This is a genomic window from Streptomyces sp. NPDC053048 (genome assembly GCF_044547045.1).
Lineage (GTDB): Bacteria > Actinomycetota > Actinomycetes > Streptomycetales > Streptomycetaceae > Streptomyces.
Genome location: NZ_JBITZS010000012.1, coordinates 18,882 through 36,452, shown reverse-complemented (window position 1 = coordinate 36,452; position 17,571 = coordinate 18,882). Strand labels below are relative to the sequence as shown.

General features: G+C 70.3%; 17 protein-coding genes and 1 tRNA gene. 7 read left to right on the top strand and 11 right to left on the bottom strand.

Features of this window, described 5'->3' with window-relative positions:
• The 3 genes from ACIG36_RS28965 to ACIG36_RS28955 form a co-directional block, all read right to left on the bottom strand.
• Positions 1-813, bottom strand: a complete 813-nt coding sequence (locus ACIG36_RS28965) for a hypothetical protein (RefSeq protein ID WP_399934491.1) — start codon at positions 811-813, stop codon at positions 1-3.
• Positions 814-901: 88 nt separating this feature from the next.
• A complete protein-coding gene (locus ACIG36_RS28960; RefSeq protein ID WP_399934057.1) occupies positions 902-2,299 on the bottom strand; it encodes a DUF2252 domain-containing protein in 1,398 nt (465 codons plus the stop codon).
• Between the two features lie 164 nt (positions 2,300-2,463).
• A tRNA-Leu gene (locus ACIG36_RS28955) sits at positions 2,464-2,547 on the bottom strand.
• Positions 2,548-2,915: 368 nt separating this feature from the next.
• On the opposite strand from ACIG36_RS28955, the gene ACIG36_RS28950 reads away from it, so the two are divergent.
• The 6 genes from ACIG36_RS28950 to pknB all read left to right on the top strand — a co-directional run bounded on the left by ACIG36_RS28950 (position 2,916) and on the right by pknB (position 10,973).
• Complete coding sequence (locus tag ACIG36_RS28950) at positions 2,916-3,755, top strand: FhaA domain-containing protein (protein ID WP_399934054.1); 840 nt, start codon at positions 2,916-2,918, stop codon at positions 3,753-3,755.
• Positions 3,756-3,765: 10 nt separating this feature from the next.
• Positions 3,766-4,299 carry an FHA domain-containing protein gene (locus tag ACIG36_RS28945; protein ID WP_399934052.1) on the top strand — a complete coding sequence of 178 codons (534 nt, stop codon included), beginning with the start codon at positions 3,766-3,768 and terminating at the stop codon, positions 4,297-4,299.
• Positions 4,300-4,374: 75 nt separating this feature from the next.
• The gene (locus tag ACIG36_RS28940) at positions 4,375-5,895 is read left to right on the top strand and encodes a Stp1/IreP family PP2C-type Ser/Thr phosphatase (RefSeq protein WP_399934488.1); all 1,521 of its coding nucleotides are present in this window, start codon (positions 4,375-4,377) and stop codon (positions 5,893-5,895) included.
• A 40-nt stretch (positions 5,896-5,935) separates the two neighbouring features.
• Positions 5,936-7,339 (top strand): FtsW/RodA/SpoVE family cell cycle protein, encoded by a 1,404-nt coding sequence (locus ACIG36_RS28935; RefSeq protein WP_399934049.1) that lies wholly within the window; start codon positions 5,936-5,938, stop codon positions 7,337-7,339.
• Positions 7,336-8,787: a penicillin-binding transpeptidase domain-containing protein gene (locus ACIG36_RS28930; protein WP_399934047.1), complete on the top strand. Its 1,452-nt coding sequence runs from the start codon at positions 7,336-7,338 to the stop codon at positions 8,785-8,787. Before ACIG36_RS28935 ends, ACIG36_RS28930 begins: the two co-directional genes overlap by 4 nt.
• Before the next feature lie 161 nt (positions 8,788-8,948).
• Positions 8,949-10,973: a Stk1 family PASTA domain-containing Ser/Thr kinase gene (pknB, locus tag ACIG36_RS28925; protein ID WP_399934044.1), complete on the top strand. Its 2,025-nt coding sequence runs from the start codon at positions 8,949-8,951 to the stop codon at positions 10,971-10,973.
• Between the two features lie 66 nt (positions 10,974-11,039).
• Here the strand turns inward: pknB and ACIG36_RS28920 are convergent, their stop codons facing one another.
• From ACIG36_RS28920 to ACIG36_RS28895, 6 genes are all read right to left on the bottom strand, one after another.
• A complete protein-coding gene (locus ACIG36_RS28920) occupies positions 11,040-11,771 on the bottom strand; it encodes a class E sortase (RefSeq protein WP_399934041.1) in 732 nt (243 codons plus the stop codon).
• Between the two features lie 33 nt (positions 11,772-11,804).
• Positions 11,805-12,719 (bottom strand): class E sortase, encoded by a 915-nt coding sequence (locus tag ACIG36_RS28915; protein WP_399934038.1) that lies wholly within the window; start codon positions 12,717-12,719, stop codon positions 11,805-11,807.
• Positions 12,716-13,354, bottom strand: a complete 639-nt coding sequence (locus tag ACIG36_RS28910) for an aminodeoxychorismate/anthranilate synthase component II (RefSeq protein WP_399934035.1) — start codon at positions 13,352-13,354, stop codon at positions 12,716-12,718. Before ACIG36_RS28910 ends, ACIG36_RS28915 begins: the two co-directional genes overlap by 4 nt.
• A complete protein-coding gene (locus ACIG36_RS28905; RefSeq protein WP_399934033.1) occupies positions 13,351-13,554 on the bottom strand; it encodes a hypothetical protein in 204 nt (67 codons plus the stop codon). The genes ACIG36_RS28910 and ACIG36_RS28905 overlap by 4 nt, the downstream gene beginning before the upstream one ends.
• A 71-nt stretch (positions 13,555-13,625) precedes the next feature.
• Positions 13,626-14,453, bottom strand: coding sequence for a class E sortase (locus ACIG36_RS28900; RefSeq protein ID WP_399934031.1), 828 nt, complete (start codon positions 14,451-14,453; stop codon positions 13,626-13,628).
• Between the two features lie 18 nt (positions 14,454-14,471).
• Positions 14,472-15,233, bottom strand: coding sequence for a DUF881 domain-containing protein (locus tag ACIG36_RS28895; RefSeq protein ID WP_399934028.1), 762 nt, complete (start codon positions 15,231-15,233; stop codon positions 14,472-14,474).
• A 145-nt stretch (positions 15,234-15,378) separates the two neighbouring features.
• Here ACIG36_RS28895 and crgA point away from each other — a divergent pair, with 145 nt between their 5' ends.
• On the top strand, positions 15,379-15,633 hold the full coding sequence (gene crgA / locus ACIG36_RS28890) for a cell division protein CrgA (protein WP_399934026.1): 255 nt from the start codon (positions 15,379-15,381) through the stop codon (positions 15,631-15,633).
• Between the two features lie 360 nt (positions 15,634-15,993).
• Here the strand turns inward: crgA and ACIG36_RS28885 are convergent, their stop codons facing one another.
• Positions 15,994-16,854, bottom strand: a complete 861-nt coding sequence (locus ACIG36_RS28885; RefSeq protein ID WP_399934024.1) for a rhomboid family intramembrane serine protease — start codon at positions 16,852-16,854, stop codon at positions 15,994-15,996.
• 117 nt (positions 16,855-16,971) lie between these two features.
• Positions 16,972-17,499 (bottom strand): peptidylprolyl isomerase, encoded by a 528-nt coding sequence (locus ACIG36_RS28880; RefSeq protein ID WP_399934021.1) that lies wholly within the window; start codon positions 17,497-17,499, stop codon positions 16,972-16,974.
• Positions 17,500-17,571 lie beyond the last annotated feature (72 nt).

Here is a 17,571-nt window from a genome sequence, read left to right as displayed (position 1 = left end):
CTACCCGACCAGGGAGGCCAGATGGGCCTCGCGCTCGGCGATCTGGGCCACCAGCCCGTCGGCGATCTCGGTCAGCAGACCGTCCGGGTCGTCCGGCGCCATCTTGATCATCGATCCGATGGCGGAGGACTCCAGCTCGGCGGCCACCAGCGACAGCAGTTCCTTGCGGTCCGCCAGCCACTCCAGTCGCGCGTAAAGCTCCTCGCTGCGGCTGGGCCGGCGCTGGGCGGGCACCGGTCCGGCCGACCATTCCTCGGCCAGCTCCCGCAGCAGCGCCTCGTTGCCCTCGCCGTAGGCGGCGTTGACCCGCACGATGAAGGCCTCGCGGCGCACCCGGTCGGCCTCGTCGAGCGCCAGATCGGGATGGGCCTTGCGGACCAGCTCGCGGTAGGCCCGCCGGGCCTCGTCGCTGGCCCGCACCCGCCGCGGGGGCTGCACCGGCCTCTCGGTGAGCATCGCGGACGCCTCGGGCGAGAGCCCCTCGCCGTCCATCCAGCCGCCCAGCAGCTCCTCCACCCCGGGCATCGGCTGCACCATGGCCCGCATCTCCCGCGCCCGCCGCTGGTCCTCGGCGGCGCCGGTGCGCGCGGCGACCGCCTCCGCGATCAGCGCGTCCAGCTCGTCGAGGCGGGCGTACATCGGGCCGAGCCGCTGGTGGTGCAGCCGGGAGAAGTTCTCCACCTCCACCCGGAAGGTCTCCACCGCGATCTCGAACTCGATCAGCGCCTGCTCGGCGGCCCGCACGGCCTGTTCCAGCCGCGCGGTGTCCTCGGCGTGCCCCTGCTCGGCGCTCTGCTCAGCTTCCGGGTTCATCACCCGCCCAGAGTACGAGCTCGCCGCACCGGCACCGGCGCCAATCCCCGGCTGCACCCCCGTTACCCAACCACACCCCGTTCCCCGGCTACACCCCCGTCTCGGCCGCCACCCGTCCGGCACGCACCGCGGCCAGCAGCTCCGCGTGGTCCGCCTCCGTGCGGTCCGCGTAGGCCACGGCGAACGCGGCGACCGCGTCGTCGAGCTCCTCGCTCTTGCCGCAGTAGCCGGCGATGACGCGCGGGTCCGCGCTGTGGGCGTGCGCCCGCGCCAGCAGCGCACCCGTCATGCGCCCGTAGTCGTCGAGCTCGCCGGGCGCCAGGGCCGCCGGGTCGACGCTGCCCTTGCGGTTGCGGAACTGCCTCACCTGGTACGGCCGCCCCTCGACCGTCGTCCACCCCAGCAGCACATCGCTGACCACCTGCATCGACTTCTGCCCCAGCACCACGCGCCGCCCCTCGTGGCCGTCCTCGGGCGCCTCGAAGCCCGCCTTCCGCGCGTACGGCAGCAGCACCGAGGGACGGGCCTCCTTCACCTGGAGCACCAGCGCCTCGCCCCGGTGGTCGAGCAGCAGCACCACGTACGAGCGCAGCCCCACGCTGCCCGTGCCGACCACGCGGAACGCCACGTCCTGCACCTCGTAGCGGGCCAGCAGCGGCAGCAGCTCACCGGGCACGGTCCCCCGGTACTCGCCCAGCGCCGCGGCGACGGCCGCCGCCTCGCGGTCCGGTATTCGCCGCAGCACCGGGGGCGCGTCCACGAACCGGCGGCCGCCCGTGCCGTCCTTCTCCGTCGCCCGCGCGGCGAAGCGCGCTCCGGTGTTCCGCCGGGCCTTCTCCACGACCCGCTCCAGCGTGCCCACGAGCTGATGGGCGTCGGCGTGGGAGACGAGCTGCTCGTCGGCGATGGCGTTCCACGCCTCCACGGCGGGCATCCGGGCCAGCAGCCGCATGGTGTGCCGGTACGCGCCCACCGCGTCCCGCGCCGCCGCGCGGCAGGTCAGCTCGTCCGCCCCCGCCTCGCGCCCGGCCAGCACCAGCGAGGCGGCGAGCCGCTTCACGTCCCACTCCCACGGCCCGTACACGGTCTCGTCGAAGTCGTTCAGATCGATGATCAGTTCGCCGCGGGCGTCGCCGTAGAGCCCGAAGTTGGCCGCGTGGGCGTCCCCGCACAGCTGCGCGCCGACGCCCGTGACGTCCGTCTCCGCGAGGTCGTGGCCCATCAGCCCGGCCGAGCCGCGCAGGAAGGCGAAGGGCGAGGCGGCCATGCGGCCGACGCGTATCGGTGTCAGGGCGGGCAGCCGCCCGGCGTTCGCGGCCTCGACCGACTCCACCGCACCGGGCCGCCCGTCCGCCGGCTTCCACTCGGCGTGCGCGAACCGCGGCACCCGCGCCCGCAACGCCTTCCCCGCGGCCTTGGCGCCCCCGCGCCCGCCCCCTTCGGCCACCGGCCGCGCGAACCCGGGCACATACGGCAGTCGCACCATCACGGCGCCCCTCCCCTTCGGCGTCAACTGCCCACGACGGTACCGGCGACGGCGGAGCCGCGAAGGAGGGCGAGGAGTTCAAGATCACAAAGGGGAAACCGGCAAACGCGAAACGGGCCCCTTCGGGTGACTTGCGTCACTCCGAAGAGGCCCGTTCCGTACGGTGCGCGAGGGGGGAGTTGAACCCCCACGCCCTTGCGGGCACTGGAACCTGAATCCAGCGCGTCTGCCTATTCCGCCACCCGCGCATGGGTGCGTCTTCCGGTTCTGGACCGTTCCCCCGGCGTTTCCGCCCGGTTCTTGTCCGTTCGCCTTCCGACATGCAGAACATTAGCACGCTCCGGAGGGTGCCTTCACACCCATGGCCCGCGGCCCGCACTCCGGGGGGCCGCGGGGAGGGCTCCGGTTGCGGGACACTGGCTGCAGGACGCCTCTACGATCCCCCGTAGGCGACCGAGGCAAGCAGGCACAAGCAGGCAACCGAGGCAGGGCGACACTCGTCACTCATGGCGCCGAAGGGGAACCAGCCGTTTTCCCGACGCGTGGATACGATCAGTAAGCAGTATCAGGAACGACACTGAGCATCAGAGACGTCACTGAGGGAAGGAGGTGCCCCGTGGGAGTACTGAAGCGCTTCGAGCAGCGACTCGAGGGTCTCGTGAACGGCACCTTCGCCAAGGTGTTCAAGTCCGAGGTGCAGCCTGTAGAGATCGCGGGCGCACTCCAGCGGGAGTGCGACAACAACGCCACCATCTGGAACCGCGACCGCACCGTCGTCCCGAACGACTTCATCGTGGAGCTGAGCGCCCCGGACTTCGAGCGGCTCAGCCCGTACTCCGGGCAGCTCGGCGACGAGCTGTCCGGCATGGTCCGCGACTACGCCAAACAGCAGCGGTACACCTTCATGGGGACCATCAAGGTCCACCTGGAGAAGGCCGACGACCTCGACACCGGTCTGTACCGGGTCCGCAGCCGCACTCTCGCCTCCAGCGAGTCGCAGGACCCGCACGCCCGGCCGCAGGCCGCGCCGCGCTCCGGCCCCAGTGCCGTGACCAGCGGGGCCGGCTACCCGGCGGCCCCCGCCGGCGCGCCGCCCATGCCCACCTCCCCGCCGCCCGGCGTCCGCCCCCTGCCGCGCACCGGCGGTCCGGGGCCGGGAGCCGTGCCGGGCACCCAGACGCGCCGCTGGATCGAGATCAACGGCACCCGTCACCAGATTTCGCGGCCCACCCTGGTGCTGGGCCGCAGCACCGAAGCGGACGTACGCATCGACGACCCCGGCGTCTCCCGCCGGCACTGCGAAATCCGGGTCGGCACCCCCGCGACGATCCAGGACCTGGGGTCGACCAACGGCATCGTGGTGGACGGGCAGCACACCACGCGCGCTACGCTCCGCGACGGCTCACGCATCGTCGTGGGCAGCACCACCATCGTTTATCGGCAAGCCGAAGGGTGAAGCGGGGGCAATGTCAGAGCTGACCCTCACGGTCATGCGGTTGGGTTTCCTCGCCGTACTGTGGCTGTTCGTCATCGTGGCCGTACAGGTCATTCGCAGCGATCTTTTCGGCACCCGGGTGACCCAGCGCGGCTCCCGCCGGGGCGGCGCCGGTGACGGGCGCGCCCAGCGCGCCCAGGCCGCGCCGCCGCAGCAGCGCCAGCAGCAGCCCTCCGGCGGCGGCCGCCGCGCGGACCGCGGCCGCCGCGGCGCGCCCACCAAGCTCGTGGTCTCGGAAGGCACCCTGACCGGCACCACGGTGGCCCTGCAGGGCCAGACCATCTCCCTCGGCCGCGCGCACGACTCGACGATCGTGCTGGACGACGACTACGCCTCCAGCAGGCATGCCAGGATCTACCCCGACCGCGACGGCCAGTGGATCGTCGAGGACCTCGGGTCGACCAACGGCACCTATCTCGACCGGACCCGGCTGACCACTCCGACCCCGATCCCGCTCGGCGCGCCGATCCGCATCGGCAAGACCGTCATCGAGCTGCGGAAGTAGTAGGACCATGACGACCGGAGGGTGGGCAGCGTGGCTGGGAAGGGGCTGTACCCGGAGCCGACGGGCGAGGTGCGCATGAGTCTTTCACTGCGCTTCGCCGCCGGATCGCACAAGGGCATGATCCGGGAGGGCAACGAGGACTCCGGTTACGCCGGCCCCCGCCTGCTCGCCATCGCCGACGGCATGGGCGGCCAGGCCGCCGGCGAGGTCGCCTCCTCCGAGGTGATCTCCACCCTGGTCCAGCTCGACGACGACGTCCCGGGCTCGGACATCCTCACCTCCCTCGGCAGCGCCGTGCAGCGCGCCAACGAGCAGCTGCGCGTCATGGTCGAGGAGGACCCCCAGCTCGAGGGCATGGGCACCACCCTGACCGCCCTGCTGTGGACCGGGCAGCGCCTGGGCCTGGTGCACGTCGGCGACTCGCGCGCCTACCTGCTGCGCGACGGCGTGCTGACCCAGATCACCCAGGACCACACCTGGGTGCAGCGCCTGGTCGACGAGGGGCGCATCACCGAGGAAGAGGCCACCACCCACCCGCAGCGCTCCCTGCTGATGCGCGCGCTGGGCAGCGGCGACCACGTGGAGCCGGACCTCTCGATCCGCGAGGTACGGGCCGGCGACCGCTACCTGATCTGTTCCGACGGGCTCTCCGGTGTCGTCAGCCACCAGACGATGGAGGAGACCCTCGCCAGCTACCAGGGCCCCCACGAGACCGTCCAGGACCTGATCCAGCTCGCCCTGCGCGGCGGCGGCCCGGACAACATCACCTGCATCGTCGCCGACGTCCTCGACGTCGACGGCGGCGACACCCTGGCCGGCCAGCTCAACGACACGCCCGTGATCGTGGGCGCGGTCGCCGAGAACCAAATGCAGCTCGGCGACAACGGCGCCATGCAGACCCCGGCCGGACGGGCCGCCGAGCACGCCCGCGCCCACCGGCCCGTACCGCCGCAGGGCGACGCCGGCGGCTTCGGGCCCCCCGGCAGCGGGGATCCGGCGATGGGCGGCATGCCGGACGGTTCCTTCGGCCCGTTCACGGACGAGGACTTCGTCAAGCCGCGGCGCAAGGGCCGGTGGATCAAGCGTTCGCTGATCATCGCGCTGGCGCTGGGCGTCGTCGGCGGCGGCCTCTACGGCGGCTACCAGTGGACGCAGACGCAGTACTACGTGGGCGTCAAGGACAACGACCACGTGGCCGTCTACCAGGGCATCAACCAGGACCTGGCATGGGTGAGCCTCAGCAGGCTCTACCAGGACCGCCCCGACATCGAACTCAAGTACCTCCCGGTGGACCAGCGCAGCCGCGTGGTGGACACCATCACCGTCGGCAGCCGCGACCAGGCCCTGCAGAAGGCCAAGGAACTGGGCACGCTCGCCGGCGCCTGCAAGAAGGAGGACGAGCGCCGCAAGGCCGAGGCGCAGCAGCGGGAGAGCGAGAAGCAGAACAGCGACCGCACGGGGGGCGCCGCCAAGGACCCCAACTCCCCCGAAGCCCGCAACAACGCCGTCCAGGCCACCCCGGCACCGTCCCCGGGCCCCACCCTCAGCGAGGAAGAGCAGAAGTTGGTCCCGCAGTGCAGCAGCGCATCGCAGTGAAGCCGTAGGGGGCCATCAAGCCATGTCAGCCATTTCTCCCATGCCGAACCCGAACACCACCAACACGACGACGATCAGCACCGAGGGCCCCCCGAGCCGGCGCAACACCGAGCTCGCGCTGCTGGCCTTCGCCGTGCTCATCCCCTGCTTCGCGTACGCCAATGTGGGCCTGGCCCTCGACGGCGAGATGCCCACCGGCATGCTCGGCTACGGCATCGGCCTCGGCCTGCTGGCGGGCGTCGGCCACCTGGTGGTGCGGAAGTTCGCCAAGTACGCCGACCCGCTGCTGCTGCCGATGGCCACGTTCCTCAACGGCATCGGCCTGGTCATCATCTGGCGGCTCGACCAGTCGCCGCGGCTGCAGGCCCGCAAGTTCTTCCACGCCAGCGCCACCAACCAGCTGCTGTTCTCGGCACTGGGCATCGCGCTGTTCGTGGCGGTGCTGATCGTCCTGAAGGACCACCGCATCCTGCAGCGCTACACCTACATCTCCATGGTGGCGGCGCTGATCCTGCTGGTCGCCCCGATGTTCTTCCCCGCGAAGTTCGGCGCGCGCATCTGGATCACCATCCCCGGCCTGGGCTCGATCCAGCCGGGTGAGTTCGCCAAGATCGTCCTAGCGATCTTCTTCGCGGGTTATCTGATGGTGAAACGGGACGCGCTGGCCCTGGCCAGCCGCCGCTTCATGGGCCTGTACCTGCCGCGCGGCCGTGACCTGGGCCCGATCCTGGCGGTCTGGGCGTTCTCGATCCTGATCCTGGTCTTCGAGACCGACCTCGGCACCTCGCTGCTGTTCTTCGGCATGTTCGTCGTGATGCTCTACGTCGCGACCGAGCGCACCAGCTGGATCGTCTTCGGTCTGCTGATGTCGGCCGTCGGCGCGGTCGCGGTGTCGACCTTCGAGCACCACGTCCAGCAGCGCGTCGACGCCTGGCTGCACCCCTTCGACGCGTTCAAGGACGGCAGCTCCGACCAGATCGCCCAGGCCCTGATGGCCTTCGGCTCCGGCGGGGTGTTCGGCACGGGCTGGGGCCAGGGCCACTCGGACCTGATCGGCTTCGCCGCCAACTCCGACTTCATCCTGGCCACGGTCGGCGAGGAGCTGGGCCTGGCGGGCGTCATGGCCATACTCCTGGTCTACGGCCTGATCGTGGAGCGCGGCGTGCGCACCGCGCTGGCCGCCCGCGACCCCTTCGGCAAGCTGCTCGCCACGGGCCTGTCCGGCGCGTTCGCCATCCAGGTGTTCGTGGTCGCCGGCGGCGTCATGGGCCTCATCCCGCTGACCGGTATGACCATGCCGTTCATGGCGCAGGGCGGTTCGTCGGTCATCGCCAACTGGGCGCTGATCGCCGTTCTCATCAAGATCAGCGACACCGCTCGGCGTCCCGCACCCGCCCCCGCCCCGTCCCCCGACGCCGAGATGACCCAGGTGGTCCGCCCGTGAACAAGCCCGTGCGCCGGATCGCCATCTTCTGCGGTCTCCTCATCCTCGCGCTGATGATCCGGGACAACTGGATCCAGTTCGTCCAGGCCGAGGACCTGAAGTCGAACAAGCACAACCGCCGGGTGACCATCGCCCGCTACAGCCAGCCGCGCGGCAACATCATCGTCGACGGGCAGGCCGTCACGGGCTCCCAGGAGACCAACGGCATCGACTTCAAGTACAAGCGCACCTACAAGAACGGCGAGATGTGGGCTCCGGTAACGGGCTACAGCTCGCAGGTGTTCGACGCCAACCAGATCGAGAAGCTCGAGGACAAGGTCCTCACGGGCGACGACGACCGGCTGTTCTTCAACCGCACGGTCGACATGATCACCGGCAAGGGCAAGAAGGGCGGTGACGTGATCACCACCCTCAACACCAAGGCCCAGGAGGCCGCCTTCAAGGGCCTCGGCGACAAGAAGGGCGCGGTCGCCGCGCTCGACCCGCGCACCGGCAAGATCCTCGCCCTGGCCTCCACGCCCTCGTACGACCCGTCGAAGATCGCCGGAGCGCAGGACGAGAAGGCCTGGAAGGACCTGAACTCCGACAAGAACCAGCCCATGCTCAACCGGGCGCTGAAGCAGACCTACCCGCCGGGCTCGACCTTCAAGGTCGTCACCGCCGCCGCCGCGCTCGAGCACGGCCTGTACAGCAACGTCGACTCCAAGACGGACTCGCCGCTGCCGTGGATCCTGCCGGACACGCGGGTGGCGCTGGAGAACGAGGGCAACATCCCCTGCAAGGACGCCTCGCTGCGGGTCGCCCTGCAGTACTCCTGCAACACCGTCTTCGGCAAGGTCAGCGCCGACCTGGGCAACAAGAAGATGATGGAGACGGCGGAGAAGTTCGGCTTCAACAAGCCGGTCGACACGCCCGTGCGCGCCGTCCCCAGCGTCTACCCCAAGGACAACCGCCCGCAGAACGCCATGGCCGGCATCGGCCAGGCCTCCAACCGCGCCACCCCGCTGCAGATGGCCATGGTGGCCGCGGCCGTCGCCAACAACGGCAAGCTCATGGAGCCGTACATGGTCGACAAGCTGCGCGCCCCCAACCTCAACGTCATCGAGACCCACCAGCCGAAGCAGATGAGCCAGCCGCTCTCCTCGGAGAACGCGCAGAAGCTGCAGAGCATCATGGAGACGGTGGTCAAGGAGGGCACCGGAACCGCGGCCCAGATCAAGGACGTCACGGTCGGTGGAAAGACCGGTACCGCCCAGCACGGTGTCGACAACAGCGGTAACCCCTACGCGTGGTTCATCTCCTACGCCAAGACCGGCGACGGCTCGCCGGTCGCCGTCGCGGTCGTCATCGAGGGCTCGGAGACCGTCCGCGACGACATCGCCGGTGGCAAGCTCGCCGCGCCGATCGCGAAGAGCGTGATGCAGGCGGTGCTCGCCACGGAGAAGTGATCCGGCTCACCCACCGCTTCCGCGGGCGCCTCCATCTGTACCGGTCGTATATCGGGTGACGGTGGCGCCCGGAAGGCGCCCATCGCGCCGGGTACGGTATGCCGGACAGCACACCGCCGGACCCACGCCGGTGAGGTCAGGAACACGGAAGGGCTGGAGCTATGGAAGAGCCGCGTCGCCTCGGCGGCCGGTACGAGCTGGGCTCGGTGCTCGGCCGCGGTGGCATGGCCGAGGTCTACCTCGCCCACGACACCCGGCTCGGCCGCACCGTCGCCGTGAAGACGCTGCGGGTGGATCTGGCCCGCGACCCGTCCTTCCAGGCCCGGTTCCGCCGTGAGGCCCAGTCGGCCGCCTCCCTCAACCACCCGTCGATCGTCGCCGTGTACGACACCGGCGAGGACTACGTGGACGGGGTCTCGATCCCGTACATCGTCATGGAGTACGTCGACGGGTCGACGCTCAGGGAGCTGCTGCACTCCGGCCGCAAGCTGCTGCCCGAGCGGTCGCTGGAGATGACCATCGGCGTGCTGCAGGCGCTGGAGTACTCCCACCGCGCCGGCATCGTCCACCGCGACATCAAGCCCGCCAACGTCATGCTGACCCGCACCGGACAGGTGAAGGTCATGGACTTCGGCATCGCCCGTGCGATGGGCGACTCCGGCATGACGATGACCCAGACCGCGGCCGTCATCGGCACCGCCCAGTACCTCTCGCCCGAGCAGGCCAAGGGCGAGCAGGTCGACGCGCGTTCCGACCTCTACTCCACGGGCTGCCTGCTCTACGAGCTGCTGACCGTCCGGCCCCCGTTCGTCGGCGACTCACCGGTGGCCGTGGCCTACCAGCACGTGCGGGAGGAACCGAACCCGCCGAGCATCCACGACCCCGAGATCACGCCCGAGATGGACGCCATCGTCCTCAAGGCGCTGACCAAGGACCCGGACTACCGCTACCAGTCGGCCGACGAGATGCGCGCCGACATCGAGGCGGCCCTGGAGGGCCAGCCGGTGGCCGCCACGGCCTCCATGGGTGTCGTGGGCTACGGCGACGACCAGCCCACCACCATGTTGCGCTCGCAGGACCACGCGGGCGGGCCCGGCCAGACGTCGATGATGCCGCCCGTCGCCGACGGCGGCGGCTACGGCGGCTACAACGACCACTCCGGCGGCCGCCGGGGCGCCGGTGGCGGCAGGAAGAGCAACCTCTCGACGATCCTGCTGGTCGTCGCGGGCGTCCTGGTGCTCGTCGGCGCCATCTTCATCGGCCGCTCGCTCTTCGGCGGGGGCGGCAACAACGACGAGGTGACGGTCCCGAAGCTGGTAGGCGAGACGCTCGCGGACGCCCGGAAGCTGGGCGAGAACGGCGACTTCAAGGTCGTCGAGGGCGAGAAGAAGTTCTGCGACCAGGACAAGGGCAAGATCTGCGAGCAGGACCCGGGCGTCGGCGCCAAGGTCAAGCGCGGCGGCGACGTGAAGGTCGCGGTGTCGCAGGGGGCGGAGAAGATCGCCGTCCCGGACGTCACCGGTCAGCAGTTCGACGCCGCCAAGAAGGAGCTCGAGGACAAGGGCTTCACGGTCACCAAGAAGGAAGAGGAGTCCGAGCGGACCCCCGGCGTGGTCACCGCCCAGGACCCCAAGGGCGGTGACAAGGCCGCCAAGGGCTCGGAGATCACCCTCACGGTCGCCATGGCCGCCGCGACCAAGACAGTCCCGTCCGTGGTCGGCCAGCCCTTCGACACGGCCAAGAAGCAGCTCTCCGACCTCGGCTTCAAGGTGGTCAAGGAGGAAGAGGACTCCACGACCGTCCCGGCCGGCTCGGTGGCCCGCCAGAGCCCCGACGGCAACACGTCCGCCCGTGCGAACTCCACGGTCACCCTCTACGTCTCCAAGGGCGGCGCGAAGGTCACCGTCCCGGGCGTGGTGACCCAGAAGCTCAAGGACGCCAAGAAGGCGCTGACGGACGCGGGTCTGAAGATCGGCACCATCAACGGTCCGCAGGACGACAACGCCGTGGTCATCGTCACCGACCCGGGGGCCAACACCCAGGTCGCGAAGGACACCCCGGTCAACATCACGACCACGGGTGGCCCCAACCCGCCCTCCACCGGCGGCCAGACCGGTGGCACGACCGGCGGCAACCAGGACATCGGCGGCCTCTTCGGCGGCTTCACCGGCGGTCGACGCAGCTGATCCCCACCACGCGGTACGCGAAAGCCCCGGCACCCTCGGAAGGGACGCCGGGGCTTTCGCGTGCCGCTAGCGCAGTTCCTTGGGCGGTGTGCGCTTGCCGTCGACCTTTTCCGTGCGTTCCAGCTCCGCCCAGACGACGTAGCGGTAGTCGGAGGTGTAGACCGGCGTGCAGGTCGTCAGCGTCAGGAAGCGGCCCGGCTTGGTCTTTCCCGATTCCTTCGGGACGGGGTTGATGACGTCGACGTTGAAGCGCGAGGTCTCCTTCAGCTCCGCGAAGACCTTGTAGACGTACCAGACGTCGCGCGTCTCGAAGACGACCGCGTCACCGGTCCTGATCTTGTCGATGTTGTGGAACTTGGCGCCGTGCCCGTCGCGGTGCGCGGCGAGGGTGAAGTTGCCCTGCTTGTCCCAGGGCATGGCCGCCTTCACCGGCTCGCGGTAGAAGCCGGCGACGCCCTCGTTGAGGACCTTGCCGCCGGTGCCGGGCTTGACCAGCACCTCGCCGTTGCGCATCGCCGGTACGTGCAGGAAGCCGATGCCGTCCTTGGTGTCCAGGGCGCCGGGGCCCGTGGCCGCCGGGGACTTCGCCCAGTTGTCGCGGACCTGGTTGCCCTGCTTCCTGGCCTCGCGGTCGGCCAGGACGTTCGTCCACCACAGCGAGTAGACGACGAAGAGGGCCATGATCACGCCTCCGGTGATCAGCAGCTCGCCGATGACGCTGACGGTCGCGGCGATACGCCCCCGTACACGGTCGGTCTGTGCCACGGACGTTCGTCCCCCGCTTCGCTGTTCCCGCACGCCTGTGTCGTGCCCGGCGTGTCATGGCGTGTCTCAGTTGACGAGCGCGTCCGGCTTTCCCTTGCTCCGGGGGCGCTCGTCGACCATCTTGCCCCACACGATCATGCGGTACGTACTGGTGAACTCGGGGGTGCAGGTCGTCAGCGTGATGTAGCGGCCGGGCCGGGTGAAGCCGGAACCGGCGGGGACCGGCTCGATGACCCGGACATTCGCGGGGGACGTCTGGTCCAGGCGGCTCGTCATCTCATAGGTGTAGAAGGCGCTCCCGGTCTCCACGACGATCTTGTCGCCGGGCTTCAGCCGGTTGACGTACCGGAACGGTTCGCCGTGGGTGTTGCGGTGGCCGGCGAGCGCGAAGTTGCCCTTCTTGTCCCAGGGCATCGCGGTCCTCAAGGGTCCGTCCGCGTAGTGGCCGACCATGCCGCGGTCCAGGACCTTCTGCTTGCCGACGCCCTGGGCGATCGGGGCCTTCACGTCCAGCCTGGGGATGTAGACGATGGCGAAGCCCTGGCCCGGCGAGAACTCCCCCGCGGCGCGGGCGGCCGCGTCACCGTCGTTGGTGTCCCAGCTGTGCTGCAGGTCCTTGGCCGCGCCGCCCGCCTGCCGCTGGGCGATGACGTTCGTCCACCACAGCTGGTAGGCGACGAACAGCAGCATGACGACGCCGAGGGTGATGAACAGCTCGCCCACCGCCCGGCTGACGACCACGCCGACGCTGTCCCTGCGGGCGCGCGCGGCGCGCTGGGCGGCGCGGCGGCGCTCGGCGCGCCCGCCGGTCACGACGGGCGGCGCGGGCTCGACGCGGCGCAGCGTCATCGTCGGGTCGTCCTCGGGCGGCAGCGGCTGCGAGAGGGACGCCGTGCCACGGGTGTGGCCTGTGGTGCCGTACGGCTGCCGGGGGTCGGCCGCCGTCGGCCGGGGTTCGTGCTCCGGCCGGAGCGTGGTCACGCTCCGGCCTTGCCCACCACCGGGGCGAGCCCGGCCGAACGTTCCACCGCCCCCGTGTCACCGCAGGCGGCCAGCCAGTTGGCGAGCATCCGGTGGCCCCATTCGGTGAGCACCGATTCGGGGTGGAACTGCACGCCCTCGACCGGCAGGTCGCGGTGGCGCAGGCCCATGGCGATGCCGCTGTCGGTCCAGGCGGTGATCTCCAGCTCGTCCGGCCAGCTCTCCCGCTCCACCGCCAGCGAGTGGTAGCGGGTGGCTGTGAACGGCGAGGGAAGGCCCTGGAAGACGCCCTTGCCCTCGTGCGTCACCGCCGAGGTCTTGCCGTGCAGCAGCTCGGGGGCCCGGTCGACGACGCCGCCGTAGGCGACGGCCATGGACTGCATGCCCAGGCAGACGCCGAAGACCGGCACCCCGGTGTTCGCGCAGTGCCGGACCATGTCGATGCAGACGCCGGCCTGTTCGGGCGCGCCCGGACCGGGGGACAGCAACACGCCGTCGAAGCCGTCCTGGGCGTGGCCCGGTTCGACCTCGTCGTTGCGCCGCACCTCGCACTCGGCGCCGAGCTGGTAGAGGTACTGGACCAGGTTGAAGACGAAGCTGTCGTAGTTGTCCACGACGAGGATGCGCGCGCTCACCGCGTGTACCGCCATTCCGTCAGTGCGCCGTCGGCGGGCATGCCGTTGTCGACTGTCACGTCGTTGAACGGCAGCAGCGGTTCCGCCCAGGGGAAGACGTACTGGAAGAGGACGTAGACGACTCCCAGCACAAGCAGCAGCGAGATCAGCGCTTTCACCCACGCGTTGCCCGGCAGATGACGCCAGATCCAGACGTACATGCCCTACCCACTCGCCGATGGTCAGTAATGTGCGGCACCAGACTAAGGGGCGGCGGGGCGGAACCGGGGCGTCAGCCGGACAAAGCCGTGGGCCCGCCCTCGCCGACCGGCCGGGTCTCCGCCAGATGGCCCCAGACGATCAGCCGGTGGCTGTGTCCCCACTCCGGGTCGCAGGTGGTGAGCGTCAGATAGCGGCCGGGCTGCCGGTAGCCGGCCGCCGCGGGCACCGGGTCGATCACGGCGGTGTCGCCGGGCAGCGTCCGGTAGGGGCGGGTGTCGACGCGGTAGGTGAACCAGGTCGTCCCGTCGCCGATCACCACGGCGTCGCCGGGGCGCAGCTCGTCGAGGTCCTTGAAGGGGTCGCCGTAGGTGCGGCGGTGGCCGGCGACCGCGAAGTTGCCCTGCTCGCCGGGGCCGGCGGTGCGCTCGTAGTGGCCCAGGCCCTTCTTGAGCAGCTCGGTGCCGGTGCCCTGGAGGACGGGCTTGACCCATCCGGCGCCGAAGCGGGGGATGCGCATGACGGCGAACGACGCGCCGGGGCGGTACTCCGTCCGGGGCCCGGCGGGGACGGTCAGGCGGTGCTGCCCGCTGCCGGGGGGCGGCGGTGCGGGGGTGGCGCCAGGATCAGGGGGCGTTCCCGCGCCGGGGGGCGCTCCCGGGTCGGCGGCGTGCGGGGAGGGCGTGGCGGGCGGACGGGCGTCCCGCGCACCGGCCTCCGGTCCCGGCGCGGGCGCCGGTCCCGCGGCCCAGCGGTCCCGGAGGCGGCTGAGCTCGTCCTCCATGGCGCTGTCCGCGCGGACGCCGGTCCAGTACAGGACGTACACCACGAAGAGGACGATGAGCGTGCCAATGGTCAGGCACAGCTCGCTGAGCGTACGGACGACGAGTCGTAACCCCATCGCCGGCTCCCTCCCGGGTCACCCCACGGGCTTGGCGTAGTGGAGATCCACTGTGCCCGAGTAACCGGGCAGAGTCACCTTGTCGTGCTCGTCCACTTTCCAGCCGAGGCCGTACGCGGCCACGTACTGCTGGTAGTTCTGGATCGCGGGGGACTCGGCGAGCGCCCTGCGCAGCAGGCCGCGGTCGCCGATGGCGGTCACCTTGTAGGGCGGGGAGTAGACGCGGCCCTGGAGGATGAGGGTGTTGCCGACGCAGCGGACGGCGCTGGTGGAGATCAGCCGCTGGTCCATCACCTGGATGCCCTTGGCGCCGCCCTTCCACAGGGCGTTGACCACGGCCTGGAGGTCCTGCTGGTGGATGACCAGGTCGTTGGGCTGCGGCTGGGGGACGCCGGGGATCCGGGCGGTGGCGTTGGGCGGCGCGTCGGTGAGGGTGACGGTCAGTCCGGTGCCGTCGAGCCTGCGGGTGCCGGCGGCGTTCTCCAGGGCGGTGAGCCTGCGGTCCTGCGCGCTGCCGCCGTTGTCGCGCCGGGCGAGGGCGTCGACCTGGGCGCGGGCGGTGGCGGCGCTGTCCTCGAGGTCGCCGTTCTTGCGGCTGCGCTCCTGGATGAGATCGGACAGACGCAGCATGGAGTCGTCTGTACGGATGTTGGTGCCCTGTGCCGTGTTGAAGCTCATCCAGAAGATGAGCCCGGCGAGCGCGAAGACTCCGCCGGTCAACAGCCGTACCGGGCGGAACCGCCGGACGGGCGCGCTGGTGGAGTCCGCAGAGTTGCTCAACGTACCCTTATCCTCTCCGACGCCGCGGAAGCACTACGCTAACGGACGCCCGGGGGAAGGAAGCGTTCCCGTCGTTCCTGCCCCGGCGGACAGCCCGATGTAATCCCAGCGCGGTCACGCAGCGCATCGACAGGAGAGTTCCCTCGTGCCGAAGTCACGGATCCGCAAGAAAGACGACTTCACGCCGCCGCCGGCGAAGCAGCAGAACATCAAGCTGAACACCGGCCGGCGCTGGGTCGCACCGCTGATGCTGGCGATGTTCCTGATCGGACTGGCCTGGATCGTCATCTTCTACGTGACGAGCGGCGACATGCCGATCCAGTCCCTGCGCAACTGGAACATCGTGGTCGGTTTCGGATTCATCGCCGCGGGGTTCGTCGTCTCCACCCAGTGGAAGTAGTCGTCTCCACCCAGGGGAAGCAGTCGTTCCACACAGGGGAAGCGGCGGACGACCCCACCGTCCGCCGAAGCTCTGCCCTGAGCTTCCCTCGGAGTTATCCACACCCTCGTCCACAGTGGGGAAAAACTCAGAAGATCTGTGGATAACCTCCTCGAGGTTGACGCCGGTGTGACTGATCGCACGCGTTGCGTATCGATGGTCACACCGGCGCCTTCCAGCGGAATCGCAGCTCAGCGGGGCAGCGGACGTCACGAACACATGTTCCCCACACTGTGCACAGGATTCCCCGCCCGTTGTGGACAACCTGTGCGTCCACCGGTGTGAGTGACGTGCGCCAGGGCCGGCCCCGCACGCCCGCGCTCAGCCCAGCTGGAGCGTGCGGACGCCCACCACCGCGACGATCGCCAGCAGCGCCACCGCGCAGGTGAGGCGCTGGACGAGCAGCCGCTTCCCGCGGGGGGCGTGCACCATTCCGTACGCCACCGCCGTGCCCACCACCAGGCCGCCGACGTGCGCCTCCCAGGCGATGTTGCTCCAGGTGAAGGTGAAGATCAGGTTGAGCACCAGCAGGATGATCACCGGGCGCATGTCGTACTTCAGCCGGCGCAGCAGCACCGCCGTGGCACCCAGCAGGCCGAAGATCGCACCGGAGGCGCCCAGCGAGGGCTGGTTCGGGGCGGCGACCAGGTAGGTCAGCGCGCTGCCGCCGAGCCCCGCGAGCAGGTAGAGCGCCAGGTAGCGGGCGCGGCCGAGGGCCATTTCCAGCGGCGGGCCCAGCCACCACAGCGAGAGCATGTTGAAGGCCAGGTGCATCGGCGCCTGGTGCAGGAACATCGCCGTCAGCAGGCGGTACCACTGCCCCTCGGCGACGCCCTCCAGCGGGCCGAAGTCCGACAGGGCGGCGCGGCCGAACAGCTCGAGGCCGTCCAGCAGCACGGTGCCCGTGGCCATCACCGCGATCCACAGGGCGACGTTGATACCGAGCAGCACCTTGGTCACCAGACGGGGGTCCGCCGTCTGGACGCCGCCGGCGATCGTGCGCGGCGCGTTCGCGCTCGGGCCGTGGCCCGTCCCCGAACCGCTGCCCACGCACTCCGGGCACTGGAACCCGACCGAGGCGTCGACCATGCACTCCGGGCAGATCGGGCGGTCGCAGCGGGTGCAGCGGATGCCGGTCTCCCGGTCCGGGTGCCGGTAGCAGCAGACGGCCTGGTCGTTCATGCTCTCCCCTTGCCCCTGTCACTCACGGGCCGGTGTGCCCTGTCTGCGTGGCGCGGCCCCGCCCGTCATACGGACGGGCGGGGCGGCAGGTTCCCGTGCGGCCTCGCGGCCCCGGGATCAGCGCCGCTCGATGACCACCGACTCGATGACCACGTCGTTGACCGGGCGGTCGGTGCGCGGGTTGGTCGCGGTGGTCGCGATCCTGTCCACGACCACCTGGCTCGCCTTGTCGGTGACCTCGCCGAAGATGGTGTGCTTGCCCGTCAGCCACGCGGTGGGGGCGACGGTGACGAAGAACTGCGAGCCGTTGGTGCCCGGTCCGGCGTTGGCCATGGCCAGCAGGTAGGGCTTGGTGAAGGCGAGGTCCGGGTGGAACTCGTCCTTGAACTTGTAGCCGGGGCCGCCGGTGCCGTTGCCCAGCGGGTCACCGCCCTGGATCATGAAGCCGCTGATGACGCGGTGGAAGATCGTGCCGTCGTACAGCTTGTCCGTGGTCTTCGCGCCCGTCTCCGGGTTCACCCACTCCCGCTTGCCCTCGGCGAGCTCGACGAAGTTCCTGACCGTCTGGGGCGCGTGGTTCGGGAAAAGCTGAACCTCGATGTCGCCCTGGTTGGTCTTCAGGGTGGCGTAAAGCTGCTCGGCCACGGTCTACCTTCCATAGTCTTCGCTGACGACTGACGATCCTCGCACGGCGGCTTCGCGGCGAGTAACCACCAA

Bases quoted from the DNA above. Each gene is read 5' to 3' on its own strand.
- ACIG36_RS28940 (WP_399934488.1), top strand. From the start codon at position 4,375: ATGAGTCTTTCACTGCGCTTCGCCGCCGGATCGCACAAGGGCATGATC.
- ACIG36_RS28935 (WP_399934049.1), top strand. From the start codon at position 5,936: ATGCCGAACCCGAACACCACCAACACGACGACGATCAGCACCGAGGGC.
- ACIG36_RS28900 (WP_399934031.1), bottom strand. From the start codon at position 14,453: ATGGGGTTACGACTCGTCGTCCGTACGCTCAGCGAGCTGTGCCTGACC.
- ACIG36_RS28965 (WP_399934491.1), bottom strand. From the start codon at position 813: ATGAACCCGGAAGCTGAGCAGAGCGCCGAGCAGGGGCACGCCGAGGAC.
- ACIG36_RS28960 (WP_399934057.1), bottom strand. From the start codon at position 2,299: ATGGTGCGACTGCCGTATGTGCCCGGGTTCGCGCGGCCGGTGGCCGAA.
- ACIG36_RS28945 (WP_399934052.1), top strand. From the start codon at position 3,766: ATGTCAGAGCTGACCCTCACGGTCATGCGGTTGGGTTTCCTCGCCGTA.
- ACIG36_RS28905 (WP_399934033.1), bottom strand. From the start codon at position 13,554: ATGTACGTCTGGATCTGGCGTCATCTGCCGGGCAACGCGTGGGTGAAA.
- pknB (WP_399934044.1), top strand. From the start codon at position 8,949: ATGGAAGAGCCGCGTCGCCTCGGCGGCCGGTACGAGCTGGGCTCGGTG.
- ACIG36_RS28885 (WP_399934024.1), bottom strand. From the start codon at position 16,854: ATGAACGACCAGGCCGTCTGCTGCTACCGGCACCCGGACCGGGAGACC.